Origin of the sequence: Escherichia sp. WS1451, from assembly GCF_046487365.1 — a bacterium.
Classification (GTDB): domain Bacteria; phylum Pseudomonadota; class Gammaproteobacteria; order Enterobacterales; family Enterobacteriaceae; genus Escherichia; species Escherichia coli.
This window is the reverse complement of record NZ_JBJQJP010000009.1, coordinates 1-19,871: the sequence shown is the minus strand read 5'-3', so window position 1 is coordinate 19,871 and position 19,871 is coordinate 1. Positions and strand designations below refer to the sequence as shown.

17 protein-coding genes are annotated in these 19,871 nt (G+C 49.7%); 10 read left to right on the top strand and 7 right to left on the bottom strand.

The features are described 5' to 3' along the window. Positions 1–42: 42 nt before the first annotated feature. The gene (locus ACJHX7_RS13115) at positions 43–516 is read left to right on the top strand and encodes a 4Fe-4S binding protein (protein WP_012311961.1); all 474 of its coding nucleotides are present in this window, start codon (positions 43–45) and stop codon (positions 514–516) included. Positions 517–667: 151 nt separating this feature from the next. Here ACJHX7_RS13115 and avtA read toward each other — a convergent pair whose 3' ends face one another. Next, complete coding sequence (avtA, locus tag ACJHX7_RS13110; RefSeq protein ID WP_094030405.1) at positions 668–1,921, bottom strand: valine--pyruvate transaminase; 1,254 nt, start codon at positions 1,919–1,921, stop codon at positions 668–670. A gap of 177 nt (positions 1,922–2,098) precedes the next feature. Continuing rightward, the gene (gene malS, locus ACJHX7_RS13105; protein WP_094030406.1) at positions 2,099–4,129 is read right to left on the bottom strand and encodes an alpha-amylase; all 2,031 of its coding nucleotides are present in this window, start codon (positions 4,127–4,129) and stop codon (positions 2,099–2,101) included. Positions 4,130–4,448: 319 nt separating this feature from the next. Between malS and ACJHX7_RS13100 the strand changes: the two genes are divergently transcribed. Then, a complete protein-coding gene (locus ACJHX7_RS13100; RefSeq protein WP_001297957.1) occupies positions 4,449–5,273 on the top strand; it encodes a protein bax in 825 nt (274 codons plus the stop codon). Positions 5,274–5,380: 107 nt separating this feature from the next. On the opposite strand, the gene xylR is transcribed toward ACJHX7_RS13100, so the two are convergent. The 4 genes from xylR to xylF all read right to left on the bottom strand — a co-directional run bounded on the left by xylR (position 5,381) and on the right by xylF (position 10,407). Further along, positions 5,381–6,559 (bottom strand): D-xylose utilization transcriptional activator XylR, encoded by a 1,179-nt coding sequence (xylR, locus tag ACJHX7_RS13095; RefSeq protein ID WP_000494484.1) that lies wholly within the window; start codon positions 6,557–6,559, stop codon positions 5,381–5,383. Positions 6,560–6,636: 77 nt separating this feature from the next. Next, positions 6,637–7,818, bottom strand: a complete 1,182-nt coding sequence (xylH, locus tag ACJHX7_RS13090; protein WP_000045978.1) for a xylose ABC transporter permease XylH — start codon at positions 7,816–7,818, stop codon at positions 6,637–6,639. Next, positions 7,796–9,337, bottom strand: a complete 1,542-nt coding sequence (gene xylG, locus ACJHX7_RS13085) for a D-xylose ABC transporter ATP-binding protein (RefSeq protein WP_094030407.1) — start codon at positions 9,335–9,337, stop codon at positions 7,796–7,798. The genes xylH and xylG overlap by 23 nt, the downstream gene beginning before the upstream one ends. 77 nt (positions 9,338–9,414) lie before the next feature. Next, entirely contained in the window at positions 9,415–10,407 is a 993-nt protein-coding gene (gene xylF / locus ACJHX7_RS13080; protein ID WP_094029434.1) for a D-xylose ABC transporter substrate-binding protein, read from the bottom strand. Between the two features lie 365 nt (positions 10,408–10,772). On the opposite strand from xylF, the gene xylA reads away from it, so the two are divergent. From xylA to yiaA, 4 genes are all read left to right on the top strand, one after another. Next, positions 10,773–12,095, top strand: coding sequence for a xylose isomerase (gene xylA / locus ACJHX7_RS13075; RefSeq protein WP_001149592.1), 1,323 nt, complete (start codon positions 10,773–10,775; stop codon positions 12,093–12,095). A 71-nt stretch (positions 12,096–12,166) separates the two neighbouring features. Further along, positions 12,167–13,621 carry a xylulokinase gene (gene xylB / locus ACJHX7_RS13070; RefSeq protein WP_094030408.1) on the top strand — a complete coding sequence of 485 codons (1,455 nt, stop codon included), beginning with the start codon at positions 12,167–12,169 and terminating at the stop codon, positions 13,619–13,621. A gap of 168 nt (positions 13,622–13,789) precedes the next feature. Next, positions 13,790–14,131: an inner membrane protein YiaB gene (gene yiaB / locus ACJHX7_RS13065; RefSeq protein ID WP_012311650.1), complete on the top strand. Its 342-nt coding sequence runs from the start codon at positions 13,790–13,792 to the stop codon at positions 14,129–14,131. A 45-nt stretch (positions 14,132–14,176) separates the two neighbouring features. After that, positions 14,177–14,614, top strand: a complete 438-nt coding sequence (gene yiaA / locus ACJHX7_RS13060) for an inner membrane protein YiaA (protein ID WP_001296808.1) — start codon at positions 14,177–14,179, stop codon at positions 14,612–14,614. Positions 14,615–14,655: 41 nt separating this feature from the next. Here yiaA and wecH read toward each other — a convergent pair whose 3' ends face one another. Further along, positions 14,656–15,651, bottom strand: a complete 996-nt coding sequence (wecH, locus tag ACJHX7_RS13055) for an O-acetyltransferase WecH (protein ID WP_094030409.1) — start codon at positions 15,649–15,651, stop codon at positions 14,656–14,658. A gap of 174 nt (positions 15,652–15,825) precedes the next feature. On the opposite strand from wecH, the gene ACJHX7_RS13050 reads away from it, so the two are divergent. From ACJHX7_RS13050 to ACJHX7_RS13035, 4 genes are all read left to right on the top strand, one after another. Further along, positions 15,826–16,134 carry a YsaB family lipoprotein gene (locus tag ACJHX7_RS13050; RefSeq protein WP_000980158.1) on the top strand — a complete coding sequence of 103 codons (309 nt, stop codon included), beginning with the start codon at positions 15,826–15,828 and terminating at the stop codon, positions 16,132–16,134. A gap of 94 nt (positions 16,135–16,228) precedes the next feature. Beyond that, positions 16,229–17,140 (top strand): glycine--tRNA ligase subunit alpha, encoded by a 912-nt coding sequence (gene glyQ / locus ACJHX7_RS13045; RefSeq protein WP_001168544.1) that lies wholly within the window; start codon positions 16,229–16,231, stop codon positions 17,138–17,140. A 9-nt stretch (positions 17,141–17,149) separates the two neighbouring features. Beyond that, positions 17,150–19,219, top strand: a complete 2,070-nt coding sequence (glyS, locus tag ACJHX7_RS13040) for a glycine--tRNA ligase subunit beta (RefSeq protein WP_001291786.1) — start codon at positions 17,150–17,152, stop codon at positions 19,217–19,219. A gap of 298 nt (positions 19,220–19,517) precedes the next feature. Beyond that, a partial coding sequence (locus ACJHX7_RS13035) for an IS3 family transposase (RefSeq protein ID WP_024173476.1) occupies positions 19,518–19,871 on the top strand: 354 nt, incomplete at its 3' end.

Below are 19,871 nucleotides of genomic sequence, written 5' to 3'. Positions count from 1 at the left end.
GCGCTCTCTGGCACTCTGCTGTTTTAGTGCAAAGGAGTGATCATGAACCGGTTTATTATTGCGGATGCGACGAAATGTATCGGTTGCCGTACCTGTGAAGTGGCTTGCGCAGTGTCGCATCAGGAGAATCAGGATTGCGCTGCGTTGTCACCAGACGAGTTTATTTCCCGTATTCGTGTCATTAAAGACCACAGCTGGACCACGGCAGTAGCCTGTCATCAGTGCGAAGATGCACCATGCGCGAATGTTTGCCCTGTTGACGCGATAAGCCGCGAACATGGGCATATTTTCGTTGAACAATCACGTTGCATTGGCTGTAAAAGCTGTATGCTGGCTTGCCCGTTTGGTGCGATGGAGGTCGTTTCTTCGCGCAAAAAGGCGAGGGCGATTAAGTGCGATCTGTGCTGGCATCGGGCGACGGGACCGGCCTGTGTTGAAGCCTGCCCGACAAAGGCGTTGCAGTGCATGGATGTCGAGAAAGTGCAGCGGCATCGGCTACGACAGCAGTCTGTTTGAAACGTTTTTCCGGCGTTTTTTAACGCAGGAGTAGTGCGCTTTGTTTATGCCGGATGCGGCTTAAACGCCTTATCCGGCCTACAAATTATTCCAAATTCAATATATTGCAGAAATGATGTAGGCCTGATAAGCGTAGCGCATCAGGCAATTTTTAATGACTTTCAGCCCAGGCGCGTTCAATCTCTTCCGCCAGAATCTTCACCCCCGCTTCAATTTTATCCGGCTCCGGCACGTAGTTCATACGCATACATTGATGTGTATGTGGCCACGGTTTATCCAGCCCTGGGAAGAAGTTGTGCCCCGGCACCATCAGCACGCCCCGTGCTTTCAGGCGCTGGTAGAGCTGCTCGGTCGTAATTGGCAAATCCTTAAACCATAGCCAGAGGAAAATGGCTCCTTCCGGTTTATGAATCAGGCAGCGATCTTCCGGTAAATAGCGGCGAATGATGGCGATAGTTTCCTGAACACGCTGGTAGTAAAACGGTTTGATGACTGTTTCAGACAGGCGCAGCAGATCGTTACGCTTAATCATTTCACTCATCATCGCCGGACCAATACCGCCAGGTGCCAGGCTGATAATGCCGTTCATATTGGTGATGGCGGTGATGATTTTTTCATTGGCGATGATAATGCCGCAGCGCGAACCCGGTAGTCCCAGCTTGGAAAGACTCATGCACAGTACAATATTCGGATTCCACAGCGGGCGCGCTTCGCTGAAGATGATACCCGGGAACGGGACGCCATAAGCGTTATCAATCACCAGAGGAATGCCGTGTTGATTCGCCAGCGCGTCAAGCTTCAGCAACTCTTCGTCAGTAATCACATTGCCTGTTGGATTCGTCGGCCGGGAGACGCAAATCATCCCGGTTTCTTCGCCAATATGCAGATGCTCAAAATCGACGTGGTATTTAAACTGGCCTTCCGGCAGCAGTTCAATATTCGGACGCGCAGAGACAAACAGATCTTCTTCCAGTCCGGCGTCAGCGTAGCCAATATATTCAGGTGCCAGCGGGAACAGCACTTTTTTGACCCGACCATCGGCACGGCGTCCGGCAAACAGATTAAATAAGTAGAAAAACGCGCTCTGGCTGCCGTTTGTTAGTGCAATATTCTGTGGTTCGATATCCCAACCCAACTTCTCGCGTAGCATTCCGGCAAGCAGTGTGAGTAGCTCCGTTTTCCCCTGTGGACCGTCGTAATTGCACAGTGCATCAGTCGCTTTGCCACTTTCCAGCATGTCGGTCAGTAGCGTCTGGAAGTAGTCCTGCATTTCTGGGATCTGCGCCGGATTACCGCCGCCGAGCATAATCGCGCCGGGCGTGCGTAAACCGTCGTTCAGATCTTCCATCAGCAGCGTAATGCCGGAGTGGCGGGTAAATTTGTCACCAAAAAGGGAGAATGTCATAGCGGGATATCTGTCGAACTCTGTAGCAAGGAAGGTAACAATAACGCTACATTTGCTGGGGTGCAAATCGCTCTGTTGAAGAGGGAGCGGTGCTTTATCCTGCAACGCTGATTAGAACTGACATTTTATCCTGGTTGGCGGCTTCCCGAGGTACTGACGAACGGGAAGCCGGAAAAGTCACTGTTGCCCAGCCCAGATGACCAGCACTTTATCGTCGCCATGCTCACGAACAAAGCCGTAGCCCTGCTTCAGCGAAAGTGTCGTTTGTTTGCCCGCGCCAATTGCGGGATGGCGGGCGCGGAACTGGCTGATTTTCTGCCAGTGCGCGACGCTGGCGGCAGATTTACCGCTAACATCCTGCCAGTTCATATCCGAACGCGTACCTTGCAGCGGATCCGAACCGGTGGGGCCGAACGGACGCGAGGATTCATCACCATAAAAGATTTGTACCGCGCCTGGCGCTAATAACAATAACTCTGCTGCTTTATTACCACCTTCGCGGAACAGGCGGGTATCATGCGATGAGAGGTAGCTCAACACGTTGAAATCCTGCAATTTCTCCGCCATTTGCTGCCAGGTCGTATCCATCTGCGCAAAACAATCGACTGCTTTCGCCGCCTGCTCCTGATAATCGAAATTGATCATCGCATCGAAGCCGTGGCGATAGTAGTCACTTTGCATCACGCCGTGGCCCCAGGCTTCACCGGTCATCCAGAAAGGTTTGTCATCTAATGCTTTGTCGGAGTTAGCTTTTTTCCATTCGCGAAGCGCGGCGCTGGCTTCGGTTTTCAGTTGCTGCCAGGCGGGCAACTCAACATGTTTGGCGGTGTCGACCCGAAAACCATCAATCCCATAGTCGCGAACCCACTGACTTAACCAGTGGGTTAAGTAATCGCGAGGGGTAAAGCCGTCGATGACTTTAGCGTGGGTATCCGTTTTGTTTTTATAGAACACCGGCAGACCAGAAGCGGTAGTTGATTCGGTTTTGATATCCGGCAAAAAGGCCAGCGACATAGTGAGATCGTCGAATCCAGGATTGTCGTAATCGCCGATATCGGTTCTGATCCAGTTTTTTCCCCACCATTTATCCCAGCCTGTTTTGTCGCTGAAATTAATGTAATCGTTAAAGCTATGCCAGGTTTGCCCGGCGGCAGGTTTCCAGTCGCTCCAGCGTTCACCCAACGTTTTTTTCACTTCGTCACCAGAAAGATATAACGCGCCAAACTGAAACTCCTGCATATCCGCCAGTGTGGCATAACCGGTGTGGTTCATCACGACATCAAAGAGAATACGAATACCGCGCTGATGCGCGCTATCAACCAGCGTCCGTAGATCGGCTTCGCGGCCCATATTGGCATCAAGATTCGTCCAGTCCTGTGTGTAATAACCGTGGTAGGCATAATGCGGGAAATCGCCTTTTGTACCGCCGCCGACCCAGCCGTGAATTTGCTCAAATGGGGCACTTATCCATAAAGCATTGACGCCCAGCTGCTGGAGGTAATCCAGTTTGTTGGTCAGGCCGCGTAAATCGCCGCCGTGAAAAGTGCCAATTTCTGCCATACCGTCTTTATGACGTCCGTAACTCTGGTCATTACTGGGATCGCCGTTTTCGAAACGATCTGTCAGCACAAAGTAAACCGTGGCGTTATGCCAGTCGAAAGGGGCAGAGGCGTCAGTTTCTGCCCGTTCCAGCAGGAGTAAACCGTTGCTGGTGGCAGCGGGTTGTAACGTTATTTGACCGTTCTTCACTATCGCAATTTGCTGGCTGTAATAATCCCGGACTGCGGCTCCCTCCGGAAAAGTGGCGCTGACATCCAGTGTGAGCGGTAATCCATCCCATTTCGGGCATTCACGGACCAGGCTTGCTACCGGTTCGACGGCGTTCTGGATGGAAATCATCAATGTTGGTGTACCGGAGCGGGTGTCTAGTTGCAGCGTATATTCGCCGTCCCTGAACAATCGCCATTGAGGCGGCGTGTTGCTACAAGGTTGCAGGGAAAGCATCTGATTGAGTTTTATCGCATCCGCAGGCTGCCAGCACTGTTGGTCAAAATTTAGCGTTAGTGGACGCGTACCTTTGGGCAACTGTGCGTGGCTGACAAATGTTCCCGTCCCCTGTTCGCTAAAGGCGGGAAACCCCGGAGAAGTCCAGCTGGCGGCAACGGCGAAGCCAGGAAGGAGTGTCAGAAAACAGGCGGCGAGTTTCATGGCGGATGAGTCCTTATTGCTGCGATTTCAGACAGTTTGCCAGCGATAAGCCAGACAAAACTCATCCCTGAGCGGTAAGTCCACAGGATGAGAAGCAAGGGTGAGCGATCGCGCGCAAAAAACGGCTGAATTTTGCGATAAACCCCACATTTTCTGCGATTTAGCGCCAATCTGAATCGTTAACTCGTGACATAGTTTCAGATTTGGACTATTCCTTGGGGTGCTCTTGACAGCTATTTTTGATATGATTTGGGATTCAACTCTCAAATTTGTGAAAAATATAAGGTGTTGGAATGATTAAATCCGACCAGGAGACCTGATGATTTTGACTCCCATACGACGATATGGGGCGATGATTCTTATGTTACTCACTCTGGTGTTTTCGAGTGAGGTGTTAGCGAAGACGCACACAACAACAGCGAGTCAAAAGTCCCACTTAACTAAAGCTAGTAATAAACAGGTAAGCAGTAAACAAGAGTATTCTCGCAATAGTGCAAAGAGTAGTTCACTTCCTGATTTGCGAAAATACCCTTCCGGAACACCAAGGAAAAAGGCGTTTCTCCGGACCGTAATGCCTTACATTACCAGCCAAAATGCGGCCATTACTGCGGAACGTAACTGGCTGATTTCAAAACAGTATCAGGGCCAATGGTCACCTGCTGAGCGTGCGCGTCTGAAAGACATCGCCAAACGCTACAAGGTGAAGTGGTCTGGTAATACGCGAAAAATCCCGTGGAATACTTTGCTTGAACGCGTAGACATTATCCCTACCAGTATGGTGGCGACGATGGCTGCAGCAGAAAGCGGTTGGGGAACGTCGAAGCTGGCGCGCAACAACAACAACCTGTTCGGCATGAAATGCATGAAAGGACGTTGTACCAATGCGCCGGGTAAAGTGAAAGGGTACTCACAGTTTAGTTCTGTCAAAGAATCGGTGAGCGCCTATGTTACTAACCTGAATACGCATCCGGCTTACTCTTCGTTCCGTAAATCGCGTGCACAGCTGCGTAAAGCGGATCAGGAAGTGACTGCCACAGCGATGATTCACAAGCTGAAGGGCTACTCGACCAAAGGGAAGAGTTATAACAACTACCTGTTCGCAATGTACCAGGATAACCAACGGTTAATCGCGGCACATATGTAATTGCATTTCCTCGAGCCTTATCCGACTTGTCGGTCGGATAAGGCTTTTGCTCGCATCAGGTGATTGTACTGAGTTACCTGATGTGACGCCGACAATTCTCATCATCGCTACAACATGACCTCGCTATTTACATCGCGATACTCTTTTGGCGTCGTGTCATATGCTTTTTTAAAAACAGAGTAGAAATATTGCAGCGATGGATAACCGCACATTTGCGATATCTCATTGATCGACAAGGTGGTTGAAATCAGCAGACTGCGCGCTTTCTCCAGCTTCTCGGCATGAATCATGGCATGGATGGTTTCACCCACCTCTTCTTTAAAACGCTTCTCAAGATTGGAGCGTGATATGCCCACCGCATCCAGTACCTGATCCACTTTAATCCCTTTACAGGCGTGATTACGAATGTAATGCATGGCCTGAATAACGGCGGGATCGGTCAGCGAGCGGTAATCTGTTGAGCGCCGTTCAATGACGCGAACTGGTGGGACCAAAATCCGCTGTAGCGGCATTTCTTCTTTATCTAATAATCGATGCAACAGTTTTGCCGCCTGATAGCCCATTTGCCGCGCGCCCTGAGCGACCGAAGAAAGGGCGACACGCGACAGATAGCGGGTCAGTTCTTCGTTATCGATGCCAATCACGCATAATTTTTCCGGTACGGGAATGTGTAGATGTTCACATACTTGCAGAATATGCCGCGCCCGGGCGTCAGTAACGGCAATAATCCCGGTTTGCGGTGGCAGCGTTTGTAGCCAGTCTGCCAGCCGATTTTGCGCGTGTTGCCAGTTCTCTGGCGCGGTTTCTAATCCCTGATAAACCACTCCGCGATACTTTTCTTCGGCGACAAGCTGACGAAATGCATATTCGCGTTCAGTGGCCCAACGTTTACCGCTTGATTCCGGAAGACCATAAAAAGCAAAGCGGTTAACGCCTTTCTCTTTTAAATGCAAAAATGCGCTTTCAACCAGCGCATAGTTATCGGTGGCAATGTAATGAACGGGTGGGTAACTTTCGGCAAGGTGATACGAGCCACCAACCCCAACAATGGGGACGTCGACATCAGCTAGCGCTTGCTCGATTTGTTTGTCGTCGAAGTCGGCAATGACGCCATCTCCTAACCAGTCCTTGATTTTATCAATGCGGGCGCGGAAATCTTCTTCAATGAAAATATCCCATTCCGATTGTGACGCCTGTAAATATTCCCCTACGCCTTCTACTACCTGCCGGTCATAGGCTTTATTGGCATTGAACAGTAATGTGATGCGGTGACGTTTAGTAAACATGGTTCTTTTCCTGCTGAATCATGCAAAAACTCAAAACCGGTAATACGTTACCGGCTTTGAGAAAATTTTTATCAAAATCAAGAACGGCGTTTGGTTGCGGAGTCCATCCATACTGCCAGCAACAGAATCGCACCTTTAACGATATACTGCCAGAAGGTCGGTACATCCATCATACTCATGCCGTTATCCAGTGAAGCCATGATGAATGCCCCCATAACCGCTCCGGCCACGCTCCCGACGCCGCCTGCCAGACTGGTGCCGCCAATCACACATGCGGCAATTGCGTCCAGTTCGGCGATATTTCCCGCAGAAGGTGAACCAGCGCCAAGTCGAGAACTGAGGATTAATCCGGCGATGGCTACCATTAATCCGTTAATAGCGAACACGGCAAGTTTGGTGCGTTCAACGTTAATCCCGGAGAGCCGTGCTGCTTCCAGATTGCCGCCGATGGCATAAATGCGTCGTCCAAATGCCGTCCGCGTTGCCATAAACATTCCGCCGAGTAACAGCAACGTCAGCAGCAGAACAGGAGTGGGAACGCCACGGTAATCATTCAACAGCCAGATTGCGCCTAATACGATGATAGCGGTTAAAGCCTGGCGACCGACTACTGCGGTAGAGGCCGGAGACTGCAAACCCAAAGCCTGACGGCGCATTCTTCCGCGCCATTGCCAGCCAACAAAAGCCATTAAGCCAAGCGCGCCAATGATGAAGCCGGTGCTGGCAGGTAGATAGCTTTGCCCAATTTGTGACATCGCGGCGCTGGTGGGGGATACAGTCGTGCCGTTGGTGATGCCAATGAGTATGCCGCGAAATGCCAACATGCCCGCGAGGGTGACAATAAATGAAGGGACTTTACGGTACGCGACCCACCATCCGTTCCAGGCACCGAGAAGCAGTCCCAGAACCAAAGTCACAATGATGGTCAGTGGCAAAGGCCAGCCTAACCAGACGTCACAAATCGCCGCGACGCCACCTAACAGCCCCATCATTGAGCCGACGGAAAGGTCGATTTCAGCAGAAATTATGACGAACACCATTCCTACCGCGAGGATGCCGGTAATCGCGGTTTGGCGTAACAGGTTGGAGACGTTACGGGCGCTTAAGTAGGCACCATCGGTGGTCCAGGTAAAGAACAGCATGATTGCGATGATAGCTGCAATCATCACGAAGACCTGCAAATTCAGTGATTTCAGCCCGGAAAAGCCACCGGATGTCGGTACGGCTAATTTCACTTCAGACGGATTGCTTTTCGACATGATGTTCGCTCCTCAATGCGGCTTCCATCACCTGCTCCTGAGTCAGGTTATGATTTATCAGGTTGGCTTTTAGTTTCCCTTCATGCATCACCAGTACACGATCGCTAAGGCCGAGCACTTCAGGTAATTCGGAAGAGATGACAATAACGGCAATACCCTGCTGGACGAGTTGGTTAATTAATTTGTAGATCTCGTATTTCGCGCCAATATCGATACCCCTGGTAGGTTCATCAAGAATGAGAATGCGCGGGTTGAGTAACAGACAGCGAGCGAGGATCGCTTTTTGCTGATTGCCGCCGCTCAAACGTCCAATAGCAAGGTCGGGGGACGACGTTTTAACTTTGAGTTGCTGGATTGATTCCAGAATATATTTTTGCTCTGCCGCGTCATCAAGCAGGCTAATACCGCCGGTAAATTTATTGAGTGCGGCGAGGGTAATATTTTTACCAACCGCCATTACCGGAACGATGCCGTCGCGCTTTCTGTCTTCGGGTACCATCGCAATCCCCTGGGCGATGGCTTGCTGACAGTTACGAATATCTACCTGTTTGCCATCAATATAAATTTTTCCTTCCCATTGTCCGGGCCACACGCCAAACAGGCACTGAATGGTCTCGGTACGTCCGGCACCAACGAGTCCGGCAATACCCAGTATTTCGCCACGTTTCAGGGAAAACGAGACATCATTAACTCGTTTAATATGACGATTAACCGGATGCCATGCCGTCAGATGTTCAATACGTAATATTTCATCTCCGGTGGTATGTGGTTCATTAGGGTAAAGCGCGGTTAACTCTCGCCCGACCATCATGGTGATAATATCGTCTTCACTCATTCCAGCAGCATCACGCGTGCCAATGTGCTGACCGTCGCGAATAACGCAAATCGTATCGGAAATCGCTTTGACTTCGTTGAGTTTGTGCGAAATATAAATACAGGCGATACCGTGCTGTTGTAGATCGCGAATAATATCCAGTAAAACCGACGTTTCCTGCTCAGTTAATGAGGCTGTCGGCTCATCGAGAATTAACAAACGCACCTGTTTATTAAGTGCCTTGGCAATTTCAACCAGTTGTTGTTGCCCAAGTCCTAAATCGCCAACGCGGGTATCAGGTGAAATGGATAAACTGACCTGTGCGAGCAGCTTCTGACAGCGTAGCGTCATCAGGTCATAATCCATAATGCCATTATGGGTTATTTCGTTACCCAGGAAGATATTTTCCAGCACGGTCAGTTCTTTCACCAGCGCCAATTCCTGGTGAATAATGGCGATACCTTTGCGTTCGGTATCGCGGATGTGACTCGCCTGAATCTCTTCTCCCGCAAAAATAATTTCGCCTTCGTAGGAACCATGGGGATAAATACCACACAGCACTTTCATCAGCGTTGATTTACCTGACCCATTTTCCCCACAGAGTGAGACGATTTCGCCAGCATTCAACCGCAAGCTGACGTTATCAATCGCCTTCACACTGCCGAAGGTTTTGGTAATATTTTTCATTTCAAGTAGATAAGGCATAACGACTCCACCTAAGCCAATTCATTCACGCGGCATGGAGAGAAATCACGCCCCCGCTCCGCGCCGGGGCGTAACGCTTACAGCTCGCTCTCTTTGTGGAATCCGTCTTTAACTACCGTATCTTTGATGTTGTTTTTATTCACATCGATCGGTGTCAGCAGGCGGGAGGGAACATCTTTCAGGCCATTATTCAGTGTGGTATCCGCTTTTGGCTCCTGACCATTGCCCAACTCAACGGCAATTTCTGCGGCAGTATTTGCCAACAATGTAATAGGTTTATACACCGTCATAGTTTGCGTACCGGCAGCAATACGTTTAATACCTGCGAGATCCGCATCCTGGCCGGAAATTGCTACTTTCCCTGATAAACCTTGCGCGCTTAATGCCTGAATTGCCCCACCTGCGGTGGCATCGTTTGAGGCAACTACAGCATCAATTTTGTTATTATTGGCGGTTAGCGCGTTTTCCATAATTTTCAATGCGTTTTCCGGTAACCAGCCATCAACCCATTGGTCACCAACGACTTTAATTTTTACGGAATCAACATAAGGTTTTAATACTTTCATTTGCCCGGCGCGGAACAGCTTAGCGTTGTTATCTACCGGCGAGCCGCCCATCAGGAAGTAATTACCTTGCGGAACAATATCGACCAGGGCTTTTGCCTGCAGTTCACCGACTTTTTCGTTATCGAAAGAAATATAAAAATCGATATCCGCATCGTTAATCATACGGTCGTAAGCTAATACTTTAATACCTTCTTGTTTGGCTTCTTTTACAACGTTACTTAATACCTGACCGTTATACGGAATAATGACAAGAACATCGACGCCCCGGTTAATCATGTTTTCAATCTGCGACATTTGTGTTTCTTCATTGCCATTTGCAGACTGTACAAATACTTTCGCGCCGAGAGATTCTGCCTTTTTCACAAAAATATCTCGATCTTTTTGCCAGCGTTCAAGACGGAGATCATCAATCGCCATACCTATTTTGACTTCTTTGGCGTGAGCCGCAACGTTGGTAAGCAGAAGTGAGGTGCAAAGGGTGAGTAGAATGTTCTTTATTTTCATGGTGTAGGGCCTTCTGTAGTTAGAGGACAGCTTTAATAAGTAACAATCACCGCGATAAACGTAACCAATTTTTAGCAACTAAACAGGGGAAAACAATTACAGATTTTTATCTTTCGATTACGATTTTTGGTTTATTTCTTGATTTATGACAGAGATCTTACTTTTGTTGCGAAATTGTACTTATTGCATTTTTCTCTTCGAGGAATTACCCAGTTTCATCATTCCATTTTATTTTGCGAGCGAGCGCACACTTGTGAATTATCTCAATAGCAGTGTGAAATAACATAATTGAGCAACTGAAAGGGAGTGCCCAATATTACGACATCATCCATCACCCGCGGCATTACCTGATTATGGAGTTCAATATGCAAGCCTATTTTGACCAGCTCGATCGCGTTCGTTATGAAGGCTCAAAATCCTCAAACCCGTTAGCATTCCGTCACTACAATCCCGACGAACTGGTGTTGGGCAAGCGTATGGAAGAGCATTTGCGTTTTGCCGCCTGCTACTGGCACACCTTCTGCTGGAACGGGGCGGATATGTTTGGTGTGGGGGCGTTTAATCGTCCGTGGCAGCAGCCTGGTGAGGCACTGGCGTTGGCGAAGCGTAAAGCAGATGTCGCATTTGAGTTTTTCCACAAGTTACATGTGCCATTTTATTGCTTCCACGATGTAGATGTTTCCCCTGAGGGCGCGTCGTTAAAAGAGTACATCAATAATTTTGCGCAAATGGTTGATGTCCTGGCAGGCAAGCAAGAAGAGAGCGGCGTGAAGCTGCTGTGGGGAACTGCTAACTGCTTTACAAACCCTCGCTATGGCGCGGGTGCGGCGACGAACCCAGATCCTGAAGTCTTCAGTTGGGCGGCAACGCAAGTTGTTACAGCGATGGAAGCAACCCATAAATTGGGCGGTGAAAACTATGTCCTGTGGGGTGGTCGTGAAGGTTACGAAACGCTGTTAAATACCGACTTGCGCCAGGAGCGTGAACAGCTGGGCCGCTTTATGCAGATGGTGGTTGAGCATAAACATAAAATCGGTTTCCAGGGCACGTTGCTTATCGAACCGAAACCGCAAGAACCGACCAAACATCAATATGATTACGATGCTGCGACGGTCTATGGCTTCCTGAAACAGTTTGGTCTGGAAAAAGAGATTAAACTGAATATTGAAGCTAACCACGCGACGCTGGCAGGTCACTCTTTCCATCATGAAATAGCCACCGCCATTGCGCTTGGCCTGTTCGGTTCTGTCGACGCCAACCGTGGCGATGCGCAACTGGGCTGGGACACCGACCAGTTCCCGAACAGTGTGGAAGAGAATGCGCTGGTGATGTATGAAATTCTCAAAGCAGGCGGTTTCACCACCGGTGGTCTGAACTTCGATGCCAAAGTACGTCGTCAAAGTACTGATAAATATGATCTGTTTTACGGTCATATTGGCGCGATGGATACGATGGCGTTGGCGCTGAAAATTGCAGCGCGCATGATTGAAGATGGCGAGCTGGATAAACGCATCGCGCAGCGTTATTCCGGCTGGAATAGCGAATTAGGCCAGCAAATCCTGAAAGGCCAAATGTCACTGGCAGATTTAGCCAAATATGCTCAGGAACATAATTTGTCTCCGGTGCATCAGAGTGGTCGCCAGGAGCAACTGGAAAATCTGGTAAATCATTATCTGTTCGACAAATAACGGCTAACTGTGCAGTCCGTTGGCCCGGTTATCAGTAGCGATACCGGGCATTTTTTTAAGGAACGATCGATATGTATATCGGGATAGATCTTGGCACCTCGGGCGTAAAAGTTATTTTGCTCAACGAGCAGGGTGAGGTGGTTGCTGCGCAAACGGAAAAGCTGACCGTTTCGCGCCCGCATCCACTCTGGTCGGAACAAGACCCGGAACAGTGGTGGCAGGCAACTGATCGCGCAATGAAAGCTCTGGGCGTTCAGCATTCTCTGCAAGACGTTAAAGCATTAGGTATTGCCGGACAGATGCACGGTGCAACCTTACTGGATGCTCAGCAACGGGTGTTACGCCCTGCCATTTTGTGGAACGACGGGCGCTGTGCGCAAGAGTGCACTTTGCTGGAAGTGCGAGTTCCGCAATCGCGGGTGATTACCGGCAACCTGATGATGCCCGGATTTACTGCGCCTAAATTGCTATGGGTTCATCGGCATGAGCCGGAGATATTCCGTCAAATCGATAAAGTATTATTACCGAAAGATTACTTGCGTCTGCGTATGACGGGGGAGTTTGCCAGCGATATGTCTGACGCAGCTGGCACTATGTGGCTGGATGTCGCAAAGCGTGACTGGAGTGACGTCATGCTGCAGGCTTGCCACTTATCTCGTGACCAGATGCCCGCATTATACGAAGGCAGCGAAATTACTGGTGCTTTGTTACCTGAAGTTGCGAAAGCGTGGGGTATGGCGACGGTGCCAGTTGTCGCAGGCGGTGGCGATAATGCAGCTGGTGCGGTTGGTGTGGGAATGGTTGATGCTAATCAGGCAATGTTATCGCTGGGGACGTCGGGGGTCTATTTTGCTGTCAGCGAAGGATTCTTAAGCAAGCCAGAAAGCGCCGTACACAGCTTTTGCCATGCGCTCCCGCAGCGTTGGCATTTAATGTCTGTGATGCTGAGTGCGGCTTCTTGCCTGGATTGGGCCGCAAAATTAACCGGTCTGAGCAATGTTCCAGCTTTAATCGCGGCTGCTCAACAGGCTGATGAAAGTACCGAGCCTGTCTGGTTTCTGCCTTATCTTTCCGGTGAACGTACGCCACACAACAATCCCCAGGCGAAGGGGGTTTTCTTTGGTTTGACCCATCAACATGGTGCTAATGAACTGGCGCGAGCAGTGCTGGAAGGCGTGGGTTATGCGCTGGCAGATGGCATGGATGTCGTACATGCCTGCGGCATTAAACCGCAAAGTGTTACGCTGATTGGTGGCGGGGCTCGTAGTGAGTACTGGCGTCAGATGCTGGCGGATATCAGCGGTCAGCAGCTCGATTACCGTACGGGGGGGGATGTGGGGCCAGCACTGGGCGCAGCAAGGCTGGCGCAGATTGCGGCGAATCCAGAGAAATCGCTCATTGAGTTGTTGCCGCAGCTACCGTTAGAACAGTCGCATCTACCAGATGCGCAGCGTTATGCCGCTTATCAGCCACGACGAGAAACGTTCCGTCGCCTCTATCAGCAACTTCTGCCATTAATGGCGTAAACGTTATCCCCTGCCTGACCGGGTGGGGGATAATTCACATCTATATATCTCAGTAATTAATTAATATTTAGTATGAATTTATTCTGAAAATCATTTGTTAATGGCATTTTTCAGTTTTGTCTTTCGTTGGTTACTCGTAATGTATCGCTGGTAGATATGGAGATCGTTATGAAAACCTCAAAGACTGTGGCAAAACTATTATTTGTTGTCGGGGCGCTGGTTTATCTGGTTGGGCTATGGATCTCATGCCCATTGTTAAGTGGCAAAGGCTATTTTCTTGGCGTGTTAATGACAGCAACTTTTGGCAATTATGCATATCTCCGCGCAGAAAAACTCGGGCAACTGGATGATTTTTTTATCCGCGTCTGCCAGTTGCTGGCGTTAATCACTATCGGTCTCTTGTTTATCGGTGTTTTAAACGCACCTATCAATGCTTATGAAATGGTGATTTATCCCATCGCCTTTTTTGTCTGCTTGTTTGGTCAAATGCGTTTGTTTCGCTCGGCATGAGCAACATAAACCTCTTACACATTCAGGAATGAAAGGAATACTGTGATGGACAACAAAATATCAACCTATTCACCGGCATTTAGTATTGTGTCATGGATAGCTCTCGTTGGTGGTATCGTTACCTATCTGTTAGGGCTATGGAATGCAGAGATGCAGTTAAATGAAAAAGGATATTATTTTGCCGTACTGGTATTAGGACTGTTTTCTGCGGCGTCTTATCAAAAGACCGTTCGGGACAAGTATGAAGGCATACCGACCACCTCCATTTATTATATGACCTGCCTGACTGTCTTTATTATCTCTGTTGCGTTACTGATGGTAGGTCTGTGGAATGCGACGTTATTACTCAGCGAGAAAGGTTTTTATGGACTGGCTTTCTTCTTAAGCTTGTTTGGTGCAGTAGCGGTGCAGAAGAATATTCGTGATGCCGGAATAAACCCACCAAAAGAAACACAGGTTACCCAGGAAGAATACAGCGAATAATTCACATAAGCCCGGTCAGTCCAATGTGACCGGGCTTTTATTTAACTCACTAGTCTGTTTCTGTCGATTCGTTGTACCAGCATAGAAAGTAACAAACTCGCTGCCAACGTCGCGCAAAAGATCCAAATAATATCGAGTATTGGCCAGTTTTTAAGCTCAATCCCCCGGGTACGCAGCGCATGGATAATCAATGCATGGAACCCGTATATACCTAAAGAATGGCGTGATATCAGCCCAAGCCCGGGAACAGTGTGTGTATCCAGCGTGTTTTTAACCAGAGTCAATAGCGTGATTGCGCAGATAAAAACCATCGGCCCACAGTAAAGATACCAGGTATCGGCAAAATTTCCGCGCCACTGCAATTCATATAATGTCCCGCGAGAGATAATAAATACCCCCATCGCAAACAGTGCGGCGCACACCCACGACAGTGCTTTATGCTGTGTGTCCATCATCCCTATAGCGCGGCCCAACATGCCATACAGGATGTAGTAAAAAGTATCGCCATTGATATATAAGTTAATTGGCAGCCATTCAAAACCGTCAATTTTCTGCGGCACTGTGTTTGGGTTAGCGATAATGCCAATCACCACCATTAGCACCAGCAACATTTTTCCGCCGACGTTCTTCACCTGAATCAGCGGTGAAACCAGATAAATCACCGCAATCGCGAAGAAAAACCACAAGTGGTAAAACACTGGCTTTTGCAGCAGGTTTTTCAGCGCTAACTCCATATTGATGGAGGTAAACAGCGCAATGTAGAGCAGTGCGATTGCGCTATAAAAAAGCAGACATAAGCCGATACGCAAGAAATGGCGCGACTGGGCGCTGCGTTCGCCAAAAAAGAGATAGCCGGAAATCATGAAAAATAGCGGCACGCTGACACGAGAGGCAGAATTCAGAACATTGGCGATATCCCATGTGACGGGGCTAACACTATGAGCATTGGTCACATACCAGGTAGTGGTGTGAATCATCACCACCATTAAACACGCTATCCCTCGCAGGTTATCAATCCAGTAAATTTTGGGCTGCATCTGTGTCTCTGTATCTGGTTAAAAAAAGTCTGACCGATAAATCATTCGGTTGGCGCACTGGAATAATCTGAGTTTTATCACTACAGCTTATAGAGGCTTAAGGAAATTCGTAAGATATCAGCCACTATACCGATATAAATAATAAGACTCACCTGCAAACCAGACGGTAATTTAATGATGATGAACTCTTTCTTTCCGGCAATGGCGCTTATGGTGCTTATGGCGCTAGTGGGTTGTTCTACACCGCCACCCGTGCAGAAAGCACAACGGGTAAAGGTTGATCCTCTGCGTTCGTTGAATATGGAAGGGCTATGCAAAGATCAGGCGGCAAAACGCTATAATACAGGTGCGCAAAAAATCGACGTCACCGCATTTGAACAGTTTCAGGGGAGCTACGAAATGCGCGGTTATACCTTCCGTAAAGAGCAGTTTGTCTGTTCTTTTGACGCAGATGGCCATTTTTTGCATCTTTCCATGCGTTAAGCCCTGCTTTTTCCCGTTTCGTACTGTATATCTTCCATCCAGCGGGTATACTGATCCCTTCCTTTAAATCCACACGTATCCAGCACGAAATAATATGCAAAAGTTTGATACCAGGACCTTCCAGGGCTTGATCCTGACCTTACAGGATTACTGGGCTCGCCAGGGCTGCACCATTGTTCAACCATTGGACATGGAAGTCGGCGCGGGAACCTCTCACCCAATGACCTGTCTGCGCGCGCTGGGGCCAGAACCGATGGCGGCTGCTTATGTTCAGCCTTCTCGTCGCCCGACCGATGGTCGCTACGGCGAAAACCCCAACCGTTTACAGCACTACTATCAGTTCCAGGTGGTCATTAAGCCATCGCCGGACAATATTCAGGAGCTGTACCTTGGTTCTCTGAAAGAGCTGGGCATGGACCCGACTATCCACGATATCCGTTTCGTGGAAGATAACTGGGAAAACCCGACTTTGGGTGCCTGGGGGCTGGGCTGGGAAGTGTGGCTGAACGGCATGGAAGTGACGCAGTTCACTTACTTCCAGCAGGTTGGTGGTCTGGAGTGTAAACCGGTTACCGGCGAGATCACCTACGGTCTGGAACGTCTGGCCATGTACATTCAGGGCGTAGACAGCGTTTACGACCTGGTCTGGAGCGACGGTCCGCTGGGTAAAACCACCTACGGCGACGTGTTCCATCAGAACGAAGTGGAGCAGTCCACTTACAACTTCGAATACGCGGATGTGGACTTCCTGTTCACCTGCTTCGAGCAATACGAGAAAGAAGCGCAGCAGCTGCTGGCGCTGGAAAATCCGCTGCCGTTGCCAGCCTACGAGCGTATTCTGAAAGCCGCCCACAGCTTCAACCTGCTGGATGCGCGTAAAGCCATCTCCGTCACTGAGCGTCAGCGCTATATTCTACGCATTCGCACCCTGACCAAAGCAGTGGCAGAAGCATACTACGCTTCCCGTGAAGCCCTCGGCTTCCCGATGTGCAACAAAGATAAGTAAGAGGCGGCTATGTCTGAGAAAACTTTTCTGGTGGAAATCGGCACTGAAGAGCTGCCACCAAAAGCACTGCGCAGCCTGGCTGAGTCCTTTGCTGCGAACTTTACTGCGGAGCTGGATAACGCTGGCCTCGCACACGGCACCGTTCAATGGTTTGCTGCTCCGCGTCGTCTGGCGCTGAAAGTAGCTAACCTGGCGGAAGCGCAACCGGATCGTGAAATCGAAAAACGCGGCCCGGCGATTGCCCAGGCGTTCGATGCTGAAGGCAAACCGAGCAAAGCGGCAGAAGGCTGGGCGCGTGGTTGCGGTATTACCGTTGACCAGGCTGAGCGTCTGACTACCGATAAAGGCGAATGGCTGCTGTATCGCGCCCACGTGAAGGGCGAAAGCACTGAAGCACTGTTGCCGAATATGGTTGCGACTTCGCTGGCGAAACTGCCGATCCCGAAACTGATGCGTTGGGGTGCAAGCGACGTGCACTTCGTGCGTCCGGTGCACACCGTGACCCTGCTGCTGGGCGACAAAGTCATTCCGGCAACCATTCTGGGCATTCAGTCCGATCGCGTGATTCGCGGCCACCGCTTTATGGGCGAGCCGGAGTTCACTATCGACAATGCTGATCAGTATCCGGAAATTCTGCGTGAGCGCGGGAAAGTCATCGCCGATTACGAAGAACGTAAGGCGAAGATTAAAGCCGATGCCGAAGAAGCGGCGCGTAAGATTGGCGGTAACGCTGACTTAAGCGAAAGCCTGTTGGAAGAAGTCGCTTCGCTGGTGGAATGGCCGGTTGTGCTGACCGCAAAATTCGAAGAGAAATTCCTCGCGGTGCCGTCTGAAGCGCTGGTTTACACCATGAAAGGTGACCAGAAATACTTCCCGGTGTATGCGAACGACGGCAAACTGCTGCCGAACTTTATCTTCGTTGCCAATATCGAATCGAAAGATCCGCAGCAAATTATCTCTGGTAACGAGAAAGTCGTTCGTCCACGTCTGGCGGATGCCGAGTTCTTCTTCAACACCGACCGTAAAAAACGTCTGGAAGATAACCTGCCGCGCCTGCAAACCGTGTTGTTCCAGCAACAGCTGGGTACACTGCGCGACAAAACTGACCGCATCCAGGCGCTGGCTGGCTGGATTGCTGAACAGATTGGCGCTGACGTTAACCACGCAACCCGTGCGGGCCTGCTGTCCAAGTGCGACCTGATGACCAACATGGTCTTCGAGTTCACCGACACCCAGGGCGTTATGGGGATGCACTACGCGCGTCACGATGGCGAAGCGGAAGATGTTGCCGTGGCGCTGAACGAGCAGTATCAGCCGCGCTTTGCCGGTGATGACCTGCCGTCTAACCCGGTAGCCTGTGCGCTGGCGATTGCTGACAAGATGGATACTCTGGCGGGTATCTTCGGTATCGGCCAGCATCCGAAAGGCGACAAAGACCCGTTTGCGCTGCGTCGTGCCGCACTTGGCGTGCTGCGTATTATCGTTGAGAAGAACCTCAATCTTGACCTGCAAACCCTGACCGAAGAAGCAGTGCGTCTGTATGGCGATAAGCTGACTAATGCCAACGTGGTTGATGATGTTATCGACTTTATGCTCGGTCGCTTCCGCGCCTGGTATCAGGACGAAGGTTACACCGTTGACACCATCCAGGCGGTACTGGCGCGTCGTCCGACTCGTCCGGCTGATTTCGATGCCCGAATGAAAGCGGTATCGCACTTCCGTACCCTGGATGCAGCTGCAGCACTGGCGGCGGCGAACAAGCGTGTATCTAACATTCTGGCGAAATCTGACGAAGTGCTGAGCGACCGCGTGAATGCCTCTACTCTGAAAGAGCCGGAAGAAATTAAACTGGCGATGCAGGTTGTGGTGCTACGTGACAAGCTAGAGCCGTACTTTGCTGAAGGGCGTTACCAGGATGCGCTGGTCGAACTGGCTGAGCTGCGTGAACCGGTTGATGCCTTCTTCGATAAAGTGATGGTCATGGTTGATGACAAAGAATTGCGAATCAACCGTCTTACCATGCTGGAGAAACTGCGCGAATTATTCCTGCGAGTTGCGGATATTTCGCTGTTGCAGTAATAACGTCGTTATTAAAAAGCCTGCCATCTGGCAGGCTTTTTTATCGCTAAATAATAGAGCAACCTTTAATAATCTTCTGCTGAATAAAGATTGTCTCATATATTAATTTTATGAGATTTTTTTAGGATTATATCAAGGAGAAGAAAAGAACTTATTAAGCTAGAATAGCCACGGGTGCTTGAGACTGTTTGTCTCAGGTATTCACCGAAAGGCAGACAGAGAAAAGCCCCACCTGAATATAAATCAAAGTGTGTACTGCACCCATTTTGTTGGACGATGAAATGGAATAGCCCCTGATATGTCAAAGCCAAAATACCCTTTTGAAAAGCGCCTTGAAGTCGTGAATCACTACTTCACTACTGATGATGGTTACAGGATCATCTCGGCACGTTTTGGTGTCCCCCGAACCCAGGTCAGGACATGGGTTGCCCTCTATGAAAAACATGGAGAAAAAGGTTTAATTCCCAAACCTAAAGGTGTTAGTGCTGATCCTGAGTTGCGTATTAAGGTCGTGAAAGCTGTGATCGAGCAGCACATGTCTCTTAATCAGGCTGCTGCTCACTTTATGCTTGCTGGTAGTGGTTCTGTAGCCAGGTGGCTGAAGGTTTATGAAGAGCGCGGAGAAGCTGGTTTACGCGCGCTCAAGATTGGC

Excerpts from the sequence above, each read along its gene's own strand:
- yiaA (WP_001296808.1), top strand. The coding sequence starts at position 14,177 with ATGGACAACAAAATATCAACCTATTCACCGGCATTTAGTATTGTGTCA.
- ACJHX7_RS13115 (WP_012311961.1), top strand. The coding sequence starts at position 43 with ATGAACCGGTTTATTATTGCGGATGCGACGAAATGTATCGGTTGCCGT.
- xylR (WP_000494484.1), bottom strand. The coding sequence starts at position 6,559 with ATGTTTACTAAACGTCACCGCATCACATTACTGTTCAATGCCAATAAA.
- xylG (WP_094030407.1), bottom strand. The coding sequence starts at position 9,337 with ATGCCTTATCTACTTGAAATGAAAAATATTACCAAAACCTTCGGCAGT.
- glyS (WP_001291786.1), top strand. The coding sequence starts at position 17,150 with ATGTCTGAGAAAACTTTTCTGGTGGAAATCGGCACTGAAGAGCTGCCA.
- xylH (WP_000045978.1), bottom strand. The coding sequence starts at position 7,818 with ATGTCGAAAAGCAATCCGTCTGAAGTGAAATTAGCCGTACCGACATCC.
- ACJHX7_RS13100 (WP_001297957.1), top strand. The coding sequence starts at position 4,449 with ATGATTTTGACTCCCATACGACGATATGGGGCGATGATTCTTATGTTA.
- xylA (WP_001149592.1), top strand. The coding sequence starts at position 10,773 with ATGCAAGCCTATTTTGACCAGCTCGATCGCGTTCGTTATGAAGGCTCA.
- yiaB (WP_012311650.1), top strand. The coding sequence starts at position 13,790 with ATGAAAACCTCAAAGACTGTGGCAAAACTATTATTTGTTGTCGGGGCG.
- ACJHX7_RS13050 (WP_000980158.1), top strand. The coding sequence starts at position 15,826 with ATGATGATGAACTCTTTCTTTCCGGCAATGGCGCTTATGGTGCTTATG.
- glyQ (WP_001168544.1), top strand. The coding sequence starts at position 16,229 with ATGCAAAAGTTTGATACCAGGACCTTCCAGGGCTTGATCCTGACCTTA.
- avtA (WP_094030405.1), bottom strand. The coding sequence starts at position 1,921 with ATGACATTCTCCCTTTTTGGTGACAAATTTACCCGCCACTCCGGCATT.
- xylF (WP_094029434.1), bottom strand. The coding sequence starts at position 10,407 with ATGAAAATAAAGAACATTCTACTCACCCTTTGCACCTCACTTCTGCTT.
- malS (WP_094030406.1), bottom strand. The coding sequence starts at position 4,129 with ATGAAACTCGCCGCCTGTTTTCTGACACTCCTTCCTGGCTTCGCCGTT.
- wecH (WP_094030409.1), bottom strand. The coding sequence starts at position 15,651 with ATGCAGCCCAAAATTTACTGGATTGATAACCTGCGAGGGATAGCGTGT.
- xylB (WP_094030408.1), top strand. The coding sequence starts at position 12,167 with ATGTATATCGGGATAGATCTTGGCACCTCGGGCGTAAAAGTTATTTTG.